This is a genomic window from Stenotrophomonas sp. 10N36 (assembly GCF_056395005.1).
The window spans coordinates 254846-271113 of sequence record NZ_JBFTIS010000003.1; the positions used below are offsets into that span (position 1 = coordinate 254846).

The following is a 16268-nucleotide window of genomic DNA, read 5'->3' on the forward strand; positions in this document are numbered from 1 at the left end:
GAGCATGGCACATCTGGTGGCGCCCACGCGCGTTCCCGTGGCCGGTCGTTGGGGCCCGGTGGGGCGGCACCCGTGCCCTGGCCACCGACGGCCCAGCGCGGCGCGCCCCGGATGGGTGCAGAATGGCCCCCTATCGTCGAGCGCCGCGTCCATGACCATCCCCCAGATGGATGATGTTTTTCACCAGATCGTCGAGCTGTCCCTGGACTCCATCAAGGAGGTTTCACTGGACGGCACGGTCAGGTTCGTCAACGCCCACGGGCTGGCCCGGGTGGCGGCGGAGAATGCCGAACATGTGATCGGCGCGCCGTGGGCGTCGCTGTGGCCGCCCGAGGAGGGCCACAAGGTGGCCGATGCCCTGGCCGCCGCCGCGCGCGGCGAGCGCCGCCAGTTCGAGGCCCAATGCCTGACGCCCGCCGGCGAGCACCGGTTCTGGCTGGTGTCCACCAGCCCGCTGCGCGACGCGCAGGGCGCGGTGCGTGGGCTGCTGGCGGTCAACCGCGATGTCACCGCCCGGCATCGCGCCGAGGCCGCGCTGCGCACCCTTACCGCAGCACTGCGCGAGCATGCCCCGTCGATGGTCGGGACGGTGTTCACCGACGAGCTCAACGAACAGTTGGCCACCGCCCAGCAGCGCAGCAGTGAGCTGCAGGGGGAGCTGGACATCGCACGGGTGGCCCAGCGCGTGGCCGAGACCGTGGCCGCGCAGGCACAGAAGGGCGACGCGGTCGGGCAGCTGCTGGCCGGCACCGTGCACGACCTCAACAACGTGCTGCACGTGGCCGGTACGGCCATCGAGATGGTGCGCACGCACGGCGAGCTGGTGGAGCGCGATGCCAGCCTGCTGCAGATGGCCGACCGGGCAGTGCAGCAAGGCGCGGCGATGTCGCAGCGGTTGCTGGGGTTCGCCCGCCACCACCCGTATCGGCCGCAATTGGTGGACGTGGCGGGGATGATGGAGGAGCTGTTGCCGCTGCTGCAGCAGGCCGCCGGCGCCACCATTGCGCTGGCCTACCGCCCGCAGATCGCCCAGGCGCTGGTCCAGGTCGACCCGCACAGCCTGGAACGGGCGGTGATGAACCTGGTCATCAATGCGCGCGATGCCTGTGGCGAGCGCGGCAAGGTCACCGTGGTGCTGGGCGAGCGGCACGTGGATGAGGTGCCCGTGGACGAGCCGCACGCGCCGGGTACGTACATCGTGCTGAGCGTGCAGGACGACGGGCCGGGCATCGCGCCGGAGGTGCGCAAGCGCCTGTTCGAAGCCTACTTCACCACCAAGCCGGCCGGTATGGGCACCGGGCTGGGGCTGGCCCAGATCCGGGCCGCGGTGCGCCAGGCCGACGGTTTCGTCGAGATCGACTCGGTCCCGGGCGAGGGCGCCTGTTTCACCCTCGGATTCCCGCGCGCACCGCGCGCATGACCTCCGCGCCGCATTGAGCGGCCACGGTGCCGGTTGCATGAACCGGCGCGGGTGCCTAGGTGGGGCGCTGCAGATGCACCTCATCCGTGCCCGCGCCCGGTGCCTGGGGGATGTCCCCCACGACGGGTATCAGCCCGTGTTGCACGCGCCGCACAAAGTCGGCGAAGCGCGCGCCGGAAATAGCCTGGCGGTTGTTGCACCGGTCGCAGGTGAGCACGGCCGCACCATGGGCCACGTTGACCAGGCCCGGCGCGCCGGACAGGCTGAGGAGCGCGTGGCACTGCAGACATTGCGCACGCACGAACGCCAATCGGTTCAGCGCCTGCGGATCGTCCTGGCTGGCATCACCGATCACGTCCAGCAGGTAAAACAGGCCTGTGTTGGGCATCCGCTTGGTTCCTCGACGATGCAGCCTGAGGGTACTGCCGGAGCCGATCAAGGTCGGGTGAATTCCCGTGCGGCCGTCACGCGGTGCATTGCTCTCCCGCGTAGCGTGTTCAGAACCGGTAGCCCACCTCTGCACCGATGATCCGCGGCCGATCGACCGGCCCGTACACGTTGCCGTCGCGGCCGAAGGCCAGGTTGTCGAAGATGAGTCCGTTGATGCGGCGCTTGTTGGTGAGGTTGTCGACGTACACGCGCGTGGTCCACGGTCCGGTCTCGTAGCCCAGTTGCACCCCGATGATCGCCACCGCCGGTTGGAACGCCCGGTTGCGCTCGTCCAGCGCCATGCGTCCGTTGAAGGCCGATTCCACCCGCGCGAACACGCCGGAACGGTGCTGGTAACGCGCGGCCAGGTAGGCGGTGTACTGCGGGGTGAGCTTGACCTTGTTGCCGGCCAGGCTCTGGTTCTCGCCCACCAGCAGTTTGCGGTACTGCGCATCCACGTAGCCGGCGTTGGCGGTCAGCGTCAGTCCCGGCAGCGCCTGCAGCACGCCTTCCAGTTCCACCCCGCGCGAGCGGATGGACGCATCCGAGCCGACGTAGTCCGATGAGATCGGGCGGCCGTTGGCATCGGTGGCCAGCTGGATCTCCTGCCAGTTGTTGGACTCGATCTGGAACACCGCACCGCCGATGTGCCCACGCCCGCCCAGCACGTTCATTTTGAAGCCCGCTTCATGGCTCCACATCATTTCCGATTCGTAGCGCAGCACCTTGTCGTTCACCACGTCGTTCTGCGCGGCGGCCAGGTTGAAGCCGCCGGGAATGTACCCCTTGGCCGAGGCCGCGTAGAACGACAACGTGTCCGAGGCGTCGTAGCGCAGCGACACCCGGGGCAGGGTGGCGGTGAAGGTATGCGACAGTTCGGCGTCGCGGTAAAACACCAATCCGCCCGGGCCCAGGTCCAGTTCGCCCGCGCTCTGGCGGGTGGAACGTCTGGCCTGTTCGTAGCGCAGGCCGAGACTGGCGGTGAGTTTTGGCAGGGCCGGCGGGGTATAGCTGAGCGTGCCGAACACGCTGTAGTCCTGCCCGTCCGACCCCTGCAGCGGCGCCAGCACGTAGCTTTCCAGCCCGCGCGGCGGGGGTCCGACCCGCGTGCCCAGCACCGAATCCTTGTTCACCCGGTAGGTGGACACGCCGCCGATCCAGGTCAACGGCTGGTCATCGAGCGAGCTGAAGCGCAGCTCGCCATTCCAGTTGCGCTGGGCGTCGTGGATGCGGCCGGCCAGCGCCGGGGTGTGGGTCATGTCGAAGTCGTAGCCGCCGGACGTGTCGCGCTGCTCGCGGTAGGACACCGCCGCGTCCATCGTGCCGCGCGCAAGCTGCCACTGCGCGCTGGCACCGGCCACGTTCTCGGTCTTGCTGGTGCGCTTGGGCGCGTCGTTGATGTAGGTAAAGTCGCCGGCGTGGCGGCCGCCGTTGTACAGGTCGGCGTAGCGGCGGTTGTACAGGCCCACGTCCAGCGGCAGGTATTCGTATTCGAACATCCCCGGCGCGCGCGTGCCCAGGTGGTAGGCGATGGCGTTGATGGACAGCGTGTCGGTGGGTTCCCAACGCAGCTTGCCCTGCAGATAGGTTTCCTTGACCTTGCCCGCGATGCCGTCGAACGGGGTCAGGTTCTTCAGGTGGCTGTCCTCGTCGGAGGCCATGAACGCCAGCGAGCCGAACAGGCGGTTGCTGCTGCCCAGTGCACCGCCCAGAAAGCCATCCACGCTGGTGCCGTGGCCATTGCCGAAGTGGGTGGCGCGCAGGTTGACCTCGCCTTCGGTAGTGGCCGATGGCGCGCGCGTGCGCACCAGCACCAGCCCCGATTCGCTGTTGGCACCGTACAGCGTGCCCTGCGGCCCGCGCAGGATCTCGACCGACGCGACGTGGTTGAGCACCGCGTTGCTGAGTTCGCGGAACGGGATGCCGTCGATGTAGACCGAGGCGCGGTTGACCAGGAACGGATTGGACTCGATGCCGCGGATGGAAATGAACATGTCGCTGAGCTGGCCCATCACGTTGAACTTCACGTTGGGGGCAAGCTTGTCCAGGTCGCGGAACTCGGTGACGTTGGCCTGCTGCAAGGCGTCGCGGTCCAGCACGGTCACCGAGATGTCGCTGCGCAGGTACGGCGTATCGCGCTTGCTGCCGGTGACCACGATGCCGTCCAGCTCGGTGGCCCTGGCGGCAGTGGGCGCGTCCTGCGCGTGGGCAGGGCTGGCCTGCAGGGACGGGAGTGCCACAGCGAGGGCGGCGGCAAGTACGGCGTGCTTCACAGAACCCCTGGATGGCGGTGACAGGCACCGCGATGCGAATGATCCGGCAATGTTATGGTGTAACAATTAGCGGCCGCCGCTCCATTCCTGCGCGGACTGCTCCAGAACCGGATTTCTGCCGATGTCGTCGCTGCGCGCTGCCGCCGAACCGATCCCCCCGCGCCTTCTCGAGGACGGCGGCGGGCTGCGGCCGGACGCGTGTATCCGCAACGCCGACGGCAGCGTCCTGCTGGTCCGCCAGCCCTTCGCCGCTGCCGAGGGACGCATGGGCGACGGCACCGGCCTCCGCATCGGGCTGCTGGTGGGCGGGGGTGGCCTGCTTTACCAGCGCACCGCGCTGGGCACCATCGACGGTCGCTGGCGGGTGGGCGAAACCAACGTGGCCCTGCCGGGCTGCCCCGGCGAGTACCGCAGCCCGGCGCTGGACCTGCTTGGGCTGGTGGTCGACCTGCCGCGTTTCAGGCTCGAGCCCGCCGTGCCGGGGATGGCCGACCTTGAGCACGCCGCCGCCCGCCTGCACGCCGACCCGGTGGTGGCCGCGGTGCTGCATGCGTTGTGGCAGTGCGCCGATGCGAACGCCTGCTCGACGGCATTTTTCGACCACGGGGTGGACATCGTGCTGCGCCGCCTGGCCAGTGTCGGTGCGCCGTTGCCCGCGCGTCGCCCACCGGCACGCCCGTTGCCCCGCGCGGAGATGGCGCGCGTGCAGGCGTTCATCGAACATCACCTGGGCGAGGACATCAGCGTGGCCCGCATGGCACGCGAAGTGGCGCGGGATGCTAGCGGCTTCAGCCGTGGCTTCACCCAGGCCAGTGGCATGACGCCCTACGCCTACCTCACCTGGCGCCGTATGGAAGCGGCCAAGCAGATGCTGCAGGCCGGGCAGCCGGTGACCGGCATTGCCTTGGCAGTGGGCTACGCCAACCCGGGCAAGTTCGCCGCCGCGTTCCGGCGGGTGGTGGGCCAGGCACCCAGCGCGTGGCGGCGCTAGCCCGCTTCGTCGGCAGGCGATCCAGCGCGGCAGGCGGCCACCAGGTGGGCAACCGCCTCGGCCAGCATCGGCCGGGCCAGGTGGTAGCCCTGTGCCTCGTCGCATCCCCACAGGCGCAGCAGCGACAGCTCCGCCTCGTTTTCCACGCCTTCGGCCACTGTGCGGTAGCCCAGTTGCCGCGCAAGCTTGATGATCGCCTCCACTTTCAATCGCGCGGTGCGTGACTGGGCCATGCCAGTGACCAGGCTGCGATCGATCTTGATCAGCGAAATGGGCAGTTCGCTGAGGTAACTGAAGTTGCTGTAGCCGCTGCCGAAGTCGTCGATGGCGATGCGGATGCCGGCCGCGGCCATCGCGCGCAGTTGCGGCAGCGCCGACGGATGGCCCTGCAGCCATTCGCCCTCGGTGATTTCCACTTCCAGCAACGACGCCGGCACGTGGTGTGCGGCCATCTGCGAGGACAGCATGTCCCACAGGCCGGCATCATCGAAGTCACGCGCCGACAGGTTCAGTGAGAGGCAGAAGCCGGGCAACGTGTGTTGCCAGCGCGCCAGTTGGGCCAGGGCATGGTCCACCACCCAGCGGCTCATCGCCGGCATCAGCGCGGTGCGCTCCAGCACGGGAATGAACTCACCCGGCCCGACCGGCCCAAGCATCGGGTGCACCCAGCGCAGCAGCGCTTCGGCGGCGACCGGCAGGCCGTCGCACAGCGCGAAGCGGGGTTGATAGACCAGGTTGAACTGATGCTGCGCCAGGCCGCGCGCCGCGTCGGAGGCCAGCCGGTAGCGGCGGCGCAGGCGCGTATCGCGGTCTTCCGAATACCAGCAACGGCCCGCATCGGTCTGGATGGCGTGGTTCATCGCCACCAGGCATTTGCGGATCACATCGCCGGTGTCCACCGGCGTGGCCTGGAAATCGCAGACGCCAGCATGGAACTGCGGCGACATCGGGATGCTGCCGGCCAGCAACGGCCGCCGCAGGCGCTCACGCAGGCGATCGAGCAGCGCGTCCACCTGCGCGTGGTCCTGGTCGCTGAGCACGAACGCGAAGCGGCTCACGCCCACGTGGTAGGCCGCCGCCTGGTCCTGCAATACGTGCTGCACGCGCAGGGCGGCCTGTCGCAGCAGGGTTTCCACCGGCTTCATGCCCAACGCCTGGCCGGCGTCGTTGGCGCTGTGCACGTCGAACACATCCAGCATCACCGCGGTGAAGCGCCCGCCGTCGCCGCGCCGTGTCAGCAGGTCCAGATCGGCCTGGAACTGCTGGCGGTTGGGCAGCCCGGTGACCTGCTCGCGGCGGCCCATCGACACCTTCAGTTCCATCTGCGCCATCACCACCCGCGCCAGGGTCTGCAGTTGCTGGGTTTCCAGGGGCGACAGCACCCGCGGCACACGGTCCATCAGGCACAGCGTGCCCAGCGCCATCCCGGCCTTGGTCACCAGCGGTGCGCCGGCATAGAAGCGCAGCTGCTCTGGCCCGGTGACCAATGGGTTGTTGGCAAAGCGCGGATCTTCGCGCAGGTCGGCCACCTGCATCACCTGGTCGGATTGGATCGCCCAGGCGCACACCGAGGCGTGCCGGTCGGTGCGATCCAGCGCCAGCCCGACGCGCGAGATGAAGCGCTGGCTGTCGGCATCGAGGATGGAGATCAGCGCGATCGGAACGCCGAAGGTGAAGGCCGCAAGCTCGGTGATCGGGTCCAGTGATTTCCCCAGCGCAGGGTCCATAACGTTCAGGGCTTCGATCAACGCCACCCGGTCACTATCGTCGCTTCTGTCCCACATGCACTGCGCCTGTCGTCCCCTGCCTTGCCGCTACTATCCCGCGCGGCGTGCGCAACGCCCGTGAAGTGCAGGGCAGCGTGGGGCACACGCATGAAGCGTTCACGATGGATCACCCCCGCATGGCCCGCGCCAGCACCTCGAACACGCGCGTGTCCTGTGCCTGCGCGGCATTGAAGCGCAGGAAGCCGGTCGCACCCAGCGACGGGCTGAACGCATTGCCGGGCGCCAGCACCACGCCGTCGGCCAGGCTGCGCTGCGCAATGGCTGCAGCGTCCAGGCCATCGGGCAAACGGCACCACAGCAACATGCCCGCCTGCGGCACGATCCAGGGCTGGATGCCGAGCGTGGCAAGGCGGTCCAGGGTGACCTCGCGCGCGGCGGCCAGGCGCGTGCGCACGGTCTCCACGTGGCGGCGGTAGCCGCTGTCGGTGAGTGCGGTGAGCAGGATGTCGGCGGCCAGGCGACCGCCGCCGAAACTGGTGGCGATCTTCAGGTCGGCAAGGGCGTCGATCCACTCCGGTCGCGCGGCGATGAAACCGCATCGCACCGCAGCAGACAGCGTCTTGGAAAAGCTGCCGATCTGGATCACCCGCGACAACCCGTCGAAGGCGGCCAGCCGTGGCGCGGGGCTGTGTTCGAAATCCGCAAACAGGTCGTCTTCGACGATCACCAGGTCGCTGCCTTCGGCCAGCGTCAGCAGGCGGTGTGCGGTCACCGGCGAGAGCACCGCCCCGGTCGGGTTGTGCAGGCCCGAATTGGTGATGTACAGCCGCGGCGAATGCGCCTGCAGCGCCGCACCGAACGCCTCCACGTCGGGCCCGTTGGGCGTGTACGGAATGCCCACCACCTGCACCCGGTGTGCCTTGAGCAGGGCCAGGAAATTGAAATAGCAGGGGTCATCGACCAGCACGGTGTCGCCGGGCTGCAGCAGGAAGCGGCAGATCAGGTCGATGGCATGCGAGCCCGACTCGGCCAGCAGGATCTGCTCCGGTGCTGCGTCCACCCCTTGGCCGGCCAGCCGCCGTGCCAGCAGCTGGCGCAGCGGCGGCAGGCCCAACGGGCTGGCGTAGTCGGCCAGGGACGTCGCCGATGCGCGGGCCGCGCTGCGCAGGCCACGGCGAATGCCCTCGACGTACATCCAGTCTTCGGGCAACCAACCGCAGCCCGGCTTTAGCACGCGCGCATCGTGTTCCAGCGATTGCCGGGCCAGCCAGAGCGGGTCGACCTGGCGGTCGCGGGGCGGGTCGATGCCGCTCAGCGCCAGCGGTGCCACCGGTCCGTTGACGTGGAATCCTGCGCCGGGCCGTGAACTGATGACGCCTTCGGCCACCAGCCGTGCGTACGCTTCCACCACCGTGGACACAGACACCTGCAGGGCCTTGGCCTGGGCGCGCACCGACGGCAGGCGCATGCCCGGCACGTAGCTGCGGGCGTTGATGCGGGCGCGCACGCTGGCCATCACGGCGGCGATGCGGGTAGGGGGAAGCTCCATGCCACGGGGTCCGTACTGGGGGTGGGGGCATAACAGTTTGGTGAAAGTGTACTGGACTGTGTCTGGGGCCGGCAGGCGACGCGTGGTCCACTGGTGGCCACTCTCAGGAACACCAGAATGGACACCACCACCCGGGGCTGGATCAACGGATTCATCGGCGTACTGATCTTCGCCGGCTCACTGCCCGCCACGCGCGTGGCGGTCGCCGACATCGATCCGACCTTGCTGACCGCCGCGCGCGCCAGCATCGCCGCCCTGATCGCCGCGGCGATGCTGCTGGTGCTGCGCCAACCGCGCCCGGCACGCACCGCGGTGGCGTCATTGCTGGTGGTGGCGCTGGGCGTGGTGGTGGGGTTCCCGCTGCTCACCGCGTTGGCCCTGCAGCATGTGTCCTCGGCGCACTCGATCGTGTTCCTGGGCCTGCTGCCGCTGAGCACGGCGGTGTTCGGCGTGCTGCGCGGCGGCGAACGGCTGCGCCCGGCGTTCTGGGGGTTTTCGCTGCTGGGCAGTGCCTCGGTTGCCGGCTACGCGCTGCTCGGCGGCGGTGCTGCGTCGTTGCAGGGCGACCTGCTGATGCTGGCGGCGGTGGTGGTGTGCGGGCTGGGCTATGCCGAAGGGGCGCGGCTGTCGCGCACGCTGGGTGGGTGGCAGGTGATCAGCTGGGCGCTGCTGCTGGCGATGCCGCTGATGGTGCCGCTGATGTGGCTGCGCTGGCCGCCCACGTTGGCCACCATCGGCGCGCCGGCCTGGTGGAGCCTGGCCTACGTGTCAGTGTTCAGCATGCTGGTCGGCTTCATGTTCTGGTATCGCGGGCTGGCCCAGGGAGGCATCGCCGCAGTGGGCCAGCTGCAGTTGCTGCAGCCGTTCTTCGGGCTGGGCCTGGCGGCCCTGCTGCTGCACGAACAGGTGAGCTGGACGATGCTGGCGGTCACCGTGTGTGCGGTGAGCTGCGTGGCCGGGGCCCGTCGGTTTGCCCGCTGAGCTGCGGCCGGGCGTAGGGCTCTAAAGCCCCATGCCACCCACCGGCTCGGTCTCGAAGCGTTCGCCGAACCCGGTGATATGCGGCCGGGCCTTGGCGATCGCGGCCTGTACCGCAGGCAGTGCCAGCGACGCGCGATGGTGGTCCTGGCTGTCCCACACCTCGGTGATCCACAGCGCGTCGGCATCGGTGGGATCGCGGGCCACCACGTAGCTGCGGCAACCGGGCATGGCATCGGTGCCTTCCTGCAGGATCGCGATGACCGCGTCGCGCTGCCCGGGTGCGATCAACATCCTGCCAATCAAGCCGTACATACCTGCCACCTGCCACGAGGAATCAGCCGGCATCGTGCGCGCGGCGCGCGGCGGTGGTCAACCGGCGTTTGAGCCGGCCCCGGCGCTGCGCTATCCTGCGCGCCGCCTTTGCCCGCCCCGCTGGATTGTGATGACCCCACCCTGATACCGCGTTGACCACGCGCCCGTGCCACTGCCGGGTTCCAGGGAGTGTCCTGTCTTCATCACACAGCGCGCCGTGCGTATCGCCGGTGCGCGGAGTCTGCCCATGTCTGTTTCCTACCCGCTGCGCCAGCAATGGCTCGGCAATATCCGCGGTGACCTGCTGTCCGGTACCGTGGTCGCGCTGGCCCTGATCCCCGAGGCGATCGCGTTTTCGATCATCGCCGGGGTCGACCCCAAGGTGGGGCTGTACGCCTCGTTCTGCATCGCGGTGGTCACTGCCATCGCCGGCGGTCGCCCGGGCATGATTTCGGCGGCCACCGGTGCGATGGCGCTGGTGATGGTGGACCTGGTCAAGGACCACGGCCTGCAGTATCTGCTGGCGGCCACCATTCTGGCCGGGCTGCTGCAGGTGCTGGCGGGGGCGTTGAAACTCGGCGTGCTGATGCGCTTCGTGTCGCGCTCGGTGATCACCGGGTTCGTCAACGCGCTGGCGATCCTGATCTTCCTGGCGCAGATGCCGGAACTGATCGGGCGCTCCTGGCACGTGTGGGCCGTCTGTGCGGCCGGGCTGGCCATCATCTACCTGCTGCCGCGGGTGACGCGCGCGGTGCCTTCGCCGCTGGTGGCGATCGTGGTGCTCACCGCGCTGTCGATCGGCCTGCACTGGGACGTGCGCACCGTGGGCGACATGGGCGCGCTGCCCGACAGCCTGCCGGTGTTCCTGTTCCCCGACGTGCCGCTCACCTGGGACACGCTGCGCCTGCTGCTGCCGGTGTCGGCCACGCTGGCGGTGGTGGGCCTGCTGGAGTCGATGATGACCGCGCAGATCGTGGAGGACATGACCGACACGCCCAGCCAGCGCAACCGCGAGTGCGCCGGGCAGGGCTTGGCCAACATCACCGCCGGGTTGTTCGGCGGCATGGGTGGCTGCGCGATGATCGGCCAGTCGGTGATCAACGTGTCGTCCGGCGGGCGCGGGCGGCTGTCGTGCCTGGTGGCCGGCGTGCTGCTGTTGCTGCTGGTGGTGTACGGCGCCGAGTGGGTGCGGCAGATCCCCATGGCCGCGCTGGTCGCGGTGATGGTGATGGTCAGCATCGGCACGTTCCATTGGCGCTCCTTCCAGGAACTGCGCCAGCACCCGAAGAGCTCCTCGGTGGTGATGATCGCCACCGTGGTGGTGACCGTGGCCACCCACGACCTGGCCAAGGGCGTGCTGACCGGGGTGTTGCTGTCGGCGCTGTTCTTCGCCCGGAAGGTAGGGCGCATGCTGCAGGTGGGCGATACGGTGCTGGCCGACGGCACCCGCGTGTACACGGTCAGCGGCCAGGTGTTCTTCGCCTCGGCCGGGCAGTTCGCGGCCAGTATCGACTTGCAGCAGGTGCCGGGGCGGGTGGTGATCGACCTGGCCAATGCGCACTTCTGGGACCTCAGTGCCGTGGCGGCGCTGGAGCGGGTGGTGGACAAGCTGCGCGCCCATGGCGCCGAGGTGGAGGTGCGCGGGCTCAACGCGGCCAGCCAGACCCTGGTCGAGCGCGTGGGGCGTTCGACCGGCCACGCGGCCGCGCGCCCCGGCGAACACTGAACGGGGTCAGGAAACGGTCCTCAACATCGGCGCGCCAGCGCCGTTATCCAGCTCAATGCCCCGATGTCTGCGATCGGGGCAAGGGCTGGCCGTGAGTTGCACCGCGCCACCCGGACCGCAATGGACTGCGCGAAGCCGTAGTGGCGCCCCCAGGCGACCGCTGATCCGACCCTTTTTCCGGAACCGCCCCCATGCCTGCGTCCCGCCCGACCTCTTCCCAGCGCCCCGGAAGCATCGCCAACCGGCTGATGTTGGGGACCGCGCTCATCGCCATGCTCTGCTTCGGCATCACCGCTGCCATCAGCTACCGCGAAGCCAGCCAGGCGCTGATCGATTCTTCGCGGCAGACCATGCAGAGCGAGGCCAATGCCGAATCGCGCCGGGTCGGTGCCGACCTGGCCGCCGCGTTCTCCACCAGCCAGGCGCTGGCCGACAGCCTGGTGGTGCAGCACGCGGCCGGCGGCTTGACCCGGGCCACCGCCTCGCACGTGATCGAACAGCAGCTGCGCTCGCACCCGGAGTGGGTGGGGCTGGGCACGCTGTGGGAGCCGCAGGCCTTCGATGGCAAGGACAGCGAGTTCGTCGATGCGGAAGCACACGACGCGACGGGCCGTTTCATGAGCTACTGGTCCTGGCAGGACGGCACGCCCAAGCAGGACCCGCTGAAGGGCTACGAGGTCCCCGGTGATGGCGACTGGTACCTGCGCCCGCGTGCGCTCAAGCGCCAGACCGTGGCCGAACCGTACAACTACGAGATCGCCGGCAAGCCCGTGCTGATGACCACCCTGTCCACCCCGGTGCTGGACAAGGACACCTTCCTCGGCGCGGTCACCGTCGACTTCGGCCTGGCCGCGTTGCAGGAGCGCCTGGCCGCGCTGCGCCCGATGGGCGAAGGCCATGTCGAACTGATTTCTCCGGGCGGCATCGTGCTGGCGGCCCAGGATGCCAAGGAGATCGGCAAGCGTCGCGACGATACCGCCACCCGCCGGATCCTGGCTGCGGTGGGTGCCGACAAGCCCTACGAAGACTTCAGCGTGGATGCGGCCGGCAACGTGAAGGCGTATGTGCCGCTGCGCATCGGCACCAGCCAGGAGCGCTTCGCCCTGGGCGTGGTGGTGCCGCACGACCTGATCACCGCACAGGCGCGTTCGCTGCTGTGGATCATCCTGGCCGTGGGCCTGGGCGCGGCGCTGGTGCTCAGCGCCAGCGTCTACATACTGCTGCGCCGCCAGGCGATCCGCCCGCTGGCCGAAGCGGTGCGGCTGTCGGCCGATGTTGCCGAAGGTCGCCTGGACACCGCGCTGCCGCCGCCGCGCAACGACGAAGTGGGGCGCCTGCTCGAATCGATGCAGCGCATGCGCAGTCAGGTGCGCGCGGTGATGGCCGCACAGGGCGAAATGGCGCAGCGACATGAGGCCGGTGAACTCAGCTACCGCATGGACGCCCAGTCCTTCCCGGGCGAATACGGGCAGATGGTGGGCGACACCAACCAGCTGGTGGGCGCGAACATCGCCGTTACCCGCCGCCTGGTGGAAGTGATGCAGCGGTACGCGGTGGGCGACCTGTCCCAGGATATGGACCGCCTGCCGGGCGAGCAGGCGCGCTTCACCGAGGCGATGGACACCACCAAGGCCAACCTGCGCGCGATCAACACCCAGATCCGCGACCTCGCCGGTGCTGCCGCGCTGGGCGATTTCAGCCAGCGTGGCGATGTGGTGCGCTTCGACCACGACTTCCGCGGCATGGTCGAAAACCTCAACACCATGATGCAGGTCAGCGACGACAACCTGCAGCAGATTTCCGCGCTGCTGCGGTCGATCGCCGCCGGTGACCTTACCGCGCGCATGCACGGGCAGTTCCATGGCGTGTTCGCGCAGATGCGCGACGACGCCGACACCACCGTGACCCAGCTGACCGACATCGTGGGCCGCATCCAGCAGGCCACGGCCAGCATCAACCTGGCCGCCGGCGAGATTGCTTCGGGCAACAGCGACCTGTCGCGCCGCACCGAGCAGCAGGCCGCCAGCCTGGAAGAAACCGCCGCCTCGATGGAGGAACTGACCTCCACCGTGCGCCAGAACACCGATCACGCCGTGCAGGCCAATACGCTGGCGGCCAACGCGGCCGAGGTGGCGTCGCAGGGCGGGCAGGTGGTGGGCCAGGTGGTCACCACCATGGCCGGCATCGAGGCCTCGTCCAAGCGCATCGCCGAGATCATCTCGGTGATCGACGGCATCGCCTTCCAGACCAACATCCTGGCGCTGAACGCCGCCGTTGAAGCCGCCCGTGCCGGTGAGCAGGGCCGCGGGTTCGCGGTGGTGGCCTCTGAAGTACGCGCGCTGGCGCAGCGCTCCGCCGGTGCGGCCAAGGAGATCAAGACCTTGATCGACGACTCGGTCAGCCAGGTCACCCAAGGCTCGGCACTGGTGCGCACCGCCGGTGACACCATGCAGGAAATCGTCAGTGGCGTGCGCCGCGTCAACGACATCATGGCCGAGATCTCGGCGGCGTCGAAGGAGCAGTCGGCCGGCATCGAGCAGGTCAACCAGACCATCACCCAGATGGACGAAACCACCCAGCAGAACGCCGCGCTGGTGGAAGAAGCCACGGCGGCCGCCCGTGCAATGGAAGAGCAGGCCCAGCACTTGGGCACCGCCGTGGCGATCTTCCGTATCGATGCCGGTGCCTCCCCGATCCCTGCCTCCCGTCCGCACGCGGCGCCGCCGGCCAAGCGTGCCGCCGTCGCGGCGCGCGGCGCGCCGCGTGAGCCGGCGGTGGCCGGCGGCGACTGGCAGACGTTCTGATCCCGGCGCGCGGCGGGGCCCGCCGCGCGCTCGGCTAGACTGTGCCTGGAACACGGCAGGTGCCCCTGCACCTGCCACGCACAGGACACTGGATGGCACGCACTGCACGCCCCCCGCTATGTACCGGTGACCCCGCGGCCTTGTCGTCGGTGCGCGCATGACTGCGCCGTCCAACCGGCTTGGCCTGGCCGCACTGACCGCCCTGGTGGTGGGGTCGATGGTGGGCGCGGGCATCTTCTCGTTGCCGCAGAACATCGCCCGCAGCGCCGGTCCTGGCGCAGCGCTGCTGGGTTGGGCGATCAGCGGCCTGGGCATGTTGATGCTGGCGTTCGTGTTCCAGAACCTGGCCAATCGCAAGCCGCAGCTGGATGCCGGCATCTACGCCTATGCCAAGGCGGGCTTCGGCGACTACATCGGCTTCTCGTCGGCGTGGGGCTACTGGATCTGCTCGCTGCTGGGCAACGTCAGCTTCTTCGTGCTGATCTTCAGCGGGCTGGGCTACTTCGTGCCAGCCTTCGGTGAGGGCAATACCTGGCAGGCCATCGCCTGTGCGTCGGTCCTGTTGTGGGCCATGCACGCGATGGTCCTGCGTGGGATCGGCCAGGCGGCGCTGATCAACGCGGTGGTGACGGTGGCCAAGGTGGTGCCGATCGTGGTGTTCGTGGTGATTGCCGCCGTCGGTTTCCGGCTGGAGGTCTTCACCGCGGACTTCTGGGGCACGCTGTCGCTGGGCGGCCTTGGCGGGCAGCTGCGCGGGATGATGCTGATCACCGTGTGGGTGTTCATCGGCATCGAAGGCGCCAGCATCTATTCGCGCCGGGCGGCACGCCGCGCCGATGTCGGCCGGGCCACGGTGATCGGCTTTCTGGGCGTGCTGGCGCTGTTGATGCTGGTCAACCTGCTGTCGATGGGCGTGCTGGGCCAGCAGCAGCTGGCGCACCTGCACAACCCGTCGATGGCGTTCGTGCTGGAGGCCATCGTCGGCCCGTGGGGCGCGCGTCTGATCATCATCGGGATGGTCGTGTCGGTGCTGGGTGCGTTGCTGGCCTGGGTGCTGCTGTGCGCCGAAGTGCTGCACGCCGCTGCCGGCGACGGCACCATGCCGGCTTTCCTGGCCCGGCAGAACGCCAACGATGTGCCCGCCAACGCGCTGTGGCTGACCAACGGGCTGATCCAGCTGTTCCTGTTGATCACGCTGTTCAGTGCCAGCACGTATACCAGCCTGGTGCTGCTGGGGGCATCGATGGCGCTGGTGCCGTACTTGTTCTCGGCCGCCTACGGGGTGCTGGTGGCCTGGCGTGGTGAAGGATACGCCGACGCTTCGGCGCCGCGCCGGCGCGATCTGGTGATTGCGGTGCTGGCCACGGTGTACGCGCTATGGCTGGTGTATGCCGGCGGGGTGACGCAGGTGCTGCTGTCGGCGCTGTTGTATGCGCCGGGCATGCTGATGTTCGCGCAGGCCAAGCGGCAACATGGGCAGCCGGTGTTCACCCCGGTGGAGCGGGTGATCGCGGTATGCGTGCTGGCTGTATCGCTGGCGGCGGTGTGGGGGCTGTGGCACGGCCACCTGACCTTGGGCTGAGGTGCGCACCGCATCGCGCCAAACCGGTAGGTACCAACCGTTGGTTGGTACGGACGCCACGTATTTTCCCTGCGAATGGACGAAGAACTAAAAAAGGTTCTTCGTCCATCTGAGGGAAGCGTCTTGTTGCAAGAACCGTCGAAGCGTGAGCACGACGCTACGCGCGTGGCCGGGTGTGCAGGCGCCGCGGCTGGCGTCTCCGATCGGGCCGGTCGCGAGCGTGAGGGCCCCGTAGCAGCCGGTAGGCCCCTGGTGCAAATGTCCCCCGGCCGCGGTCGCGGCCTCCTCCTTTATTTTGCCCAGGAGCCTACCGGCYGCTAMGGGGCTCGGCTWGCGGTAAGCARCGGAAGCCWGGCTTTTCTGGCGCYGTCGGTGGGTCGGGCGCTGGGSCCCCATGCCCTTGGAGGCGAAATAAAGGAGGAGGKGGCGGCCGCAGGCCGACGCCGGGGGACATTCGCCGGAAAGGGCATGGGG

General features: G+C 68.9%; 11 protein-coding genes. 6 read left to right on the plus strand and 5 right to left on the minus strand.

Annotation, left to right across the window (positions count from 1 at the left end):
- Window positions 1-151: 151 nt before the first annotated feature.
- A complete protein-coding gene (locus tag AC1DCJ_RS06085; protein ID WP_478070387.1) occupies window positions 152-1420 on the plus strand; it encodes a two-component system sensor histidine kinase NtrB in 1269 nt (422 codons plus the stop codon).
- Between the two features lie 55 nt (window positions 1421-1475).
- Here the strand turns inward: AC1DCJ_RS06085 and AC1DCJ_RS06090 are convergent, their stop codons facing one another.
- Both AC1DCJ_RS06090 and AC1DCJ_RS06095 read right to left on the minus strand, forming a co-directional pair.
- On the minus strand, window positions 1476-1808 hold the full coding sequence (locus AC1DCJ_RS06090; protein WP_478070388.1) for a hypothetical protein: 333 nt from the start codon (window positions 1806-1808) through the stop codon (window positions 1476-1478).
- 109 nt (window positions 1809-1917) lie between these two features.
- Window positions 1918-4089, minus strand: a complete 2172-nt coding sequence (locus AC1DCJ_RS06095; RefSeq protein ID WP_478070389.1) for a TonB-dependent receptor — start codon at window positions 4087-4089, stop codon at window positions 1918-1920.
- Window positions 4090-4243: 154 nt separating this feature from the next.
- Here AC1DCJ_RS06095 and AC1DCJ_RS06100 point away from each other — a divergent pair, with 154 nt between their 5' ends.
- Entirely contained in the window at window positions 4244-5113 is an 870-nt protein-coding gene (locus tag AC1DCJ_RS06100) for a helix-turn-helix transcriptional regulator (RefSeq protein WP_478070390.1), read from the plus strand.
- Here the strand turns inward: AC1DCJ_RS06100 and AC1DCJ_RS06105 are convergent.
- Together AC1DCJ_RS06105 and AC1DCJ_RS06110 are read right to left on the minus strand one after the other, a co-directional pair.
- On the minus strand, window positions 5110-6897 hold the full coding sequence (locus tag AC1DCJ_RS06105) for an EAL domain-containing protein (RefSeq protein ID WP_478070391.1): 1788 nt from the start codon (window positions 6895-6897) through the stop codon (window positions 5110-5112). The two genes, AC1DCJ_RS06100 and AC1DCJ_RS06105, sit on opposite strands and share 4 nt — an antisense overlap.
- A 109-nt stretch (window positions 6898-7006) precedes the next feature.
- Window positions 7007-8389, minus strand: a complete 1383-nt coding sequence (locus AC1DCJ_RS06110) for an aminotransferase-like domain-containing protein (protein ID WP_478070392.1) — start codon at window positions 8387-8389, stop codon at window positions 7007-7009.
- 117 nt (window positions 8390-8506) lie between these two features.
- Between AC1DCJ_RS06110 and AC1DCJ_RS06115 the strand changes: the two genes are divergently transcribed.
- Window positions 8507-9370 carry a DMT family transporter gene (locus AC1DCJ_RS06115; RefSeq protein ID WP_320488960.1) on the plus strand — a complete coding sequence of 288 codons (864 nt, stop codon included), beginning with the start codon at window positions 8507-8509 and terminating at the stop codon, window positions 9368-9370.
- A gap of 21 nt (window positions 9371-9391) precedes the next feature.
- Here the strand turns inward: AC1DCJ_RS06115 and AC1DCJ_RS06120 are convergent, their stop codons facing one another.
- Complete coding sequence (locus AC1DCJ_RS06120; RefSeq protein ID WP_320488961.1) at window positions 9392-9715, minus strand: putative quinol monooxygenase; 324 nt, start codon at window positions 9713-9715, stop codon at window positions 9392-9394.
- A 214-nt stretch (window positions 9716-9929) separates the two neighbouring features.
- On the opposite strand from AC1DCJ_RS06120, the gene AC1DCJ_RS06125 reads away from it, so the two are divergent.
- From AC1DCJ_RS06125 to arcD, 3 genes are all read left to right on the plus strand, one after another.
- Complete coding sequence (locus AC1DCJ_RS06125; RefSeq protein ID WP_478070393.1) at window positions 9930-11408, plus strand: SulP family inorganic anion transporter; 1479 nt, start codon at window positions 9930-9932, stop codon at window positions 11406-11408.
- A 191-nt stretch (window positions 11409-11599) separates the two neighbouring features.
- Window positions 11600-14212: a methyl-accepting chemotaxis protein gene (locus AC1DCJ_RS06130; protein ID WP_478070394.1), complete on the plus strand. Its 2613-nt coding sequence runs from the start codon at window positions 11600-11602 to the stop codon at window positions 14210-14212.
- A gap of 157 nt (window positions 14213-14369) precedes the next feature.
- Window positions 14370-15794: an arginine-ornithine antiporter gene (gene arcD, locus AC1DCJ_RS06135; RefSeq protein WP_448136551.1), complete on the plus strand. Its 1425-nt coding sequence runs from the start codon at window positions 14370-14372 to the stop codon at window positions 15792-15794.
- Window positions 15795-16268 lie beyond the last annotated feature (474 nt).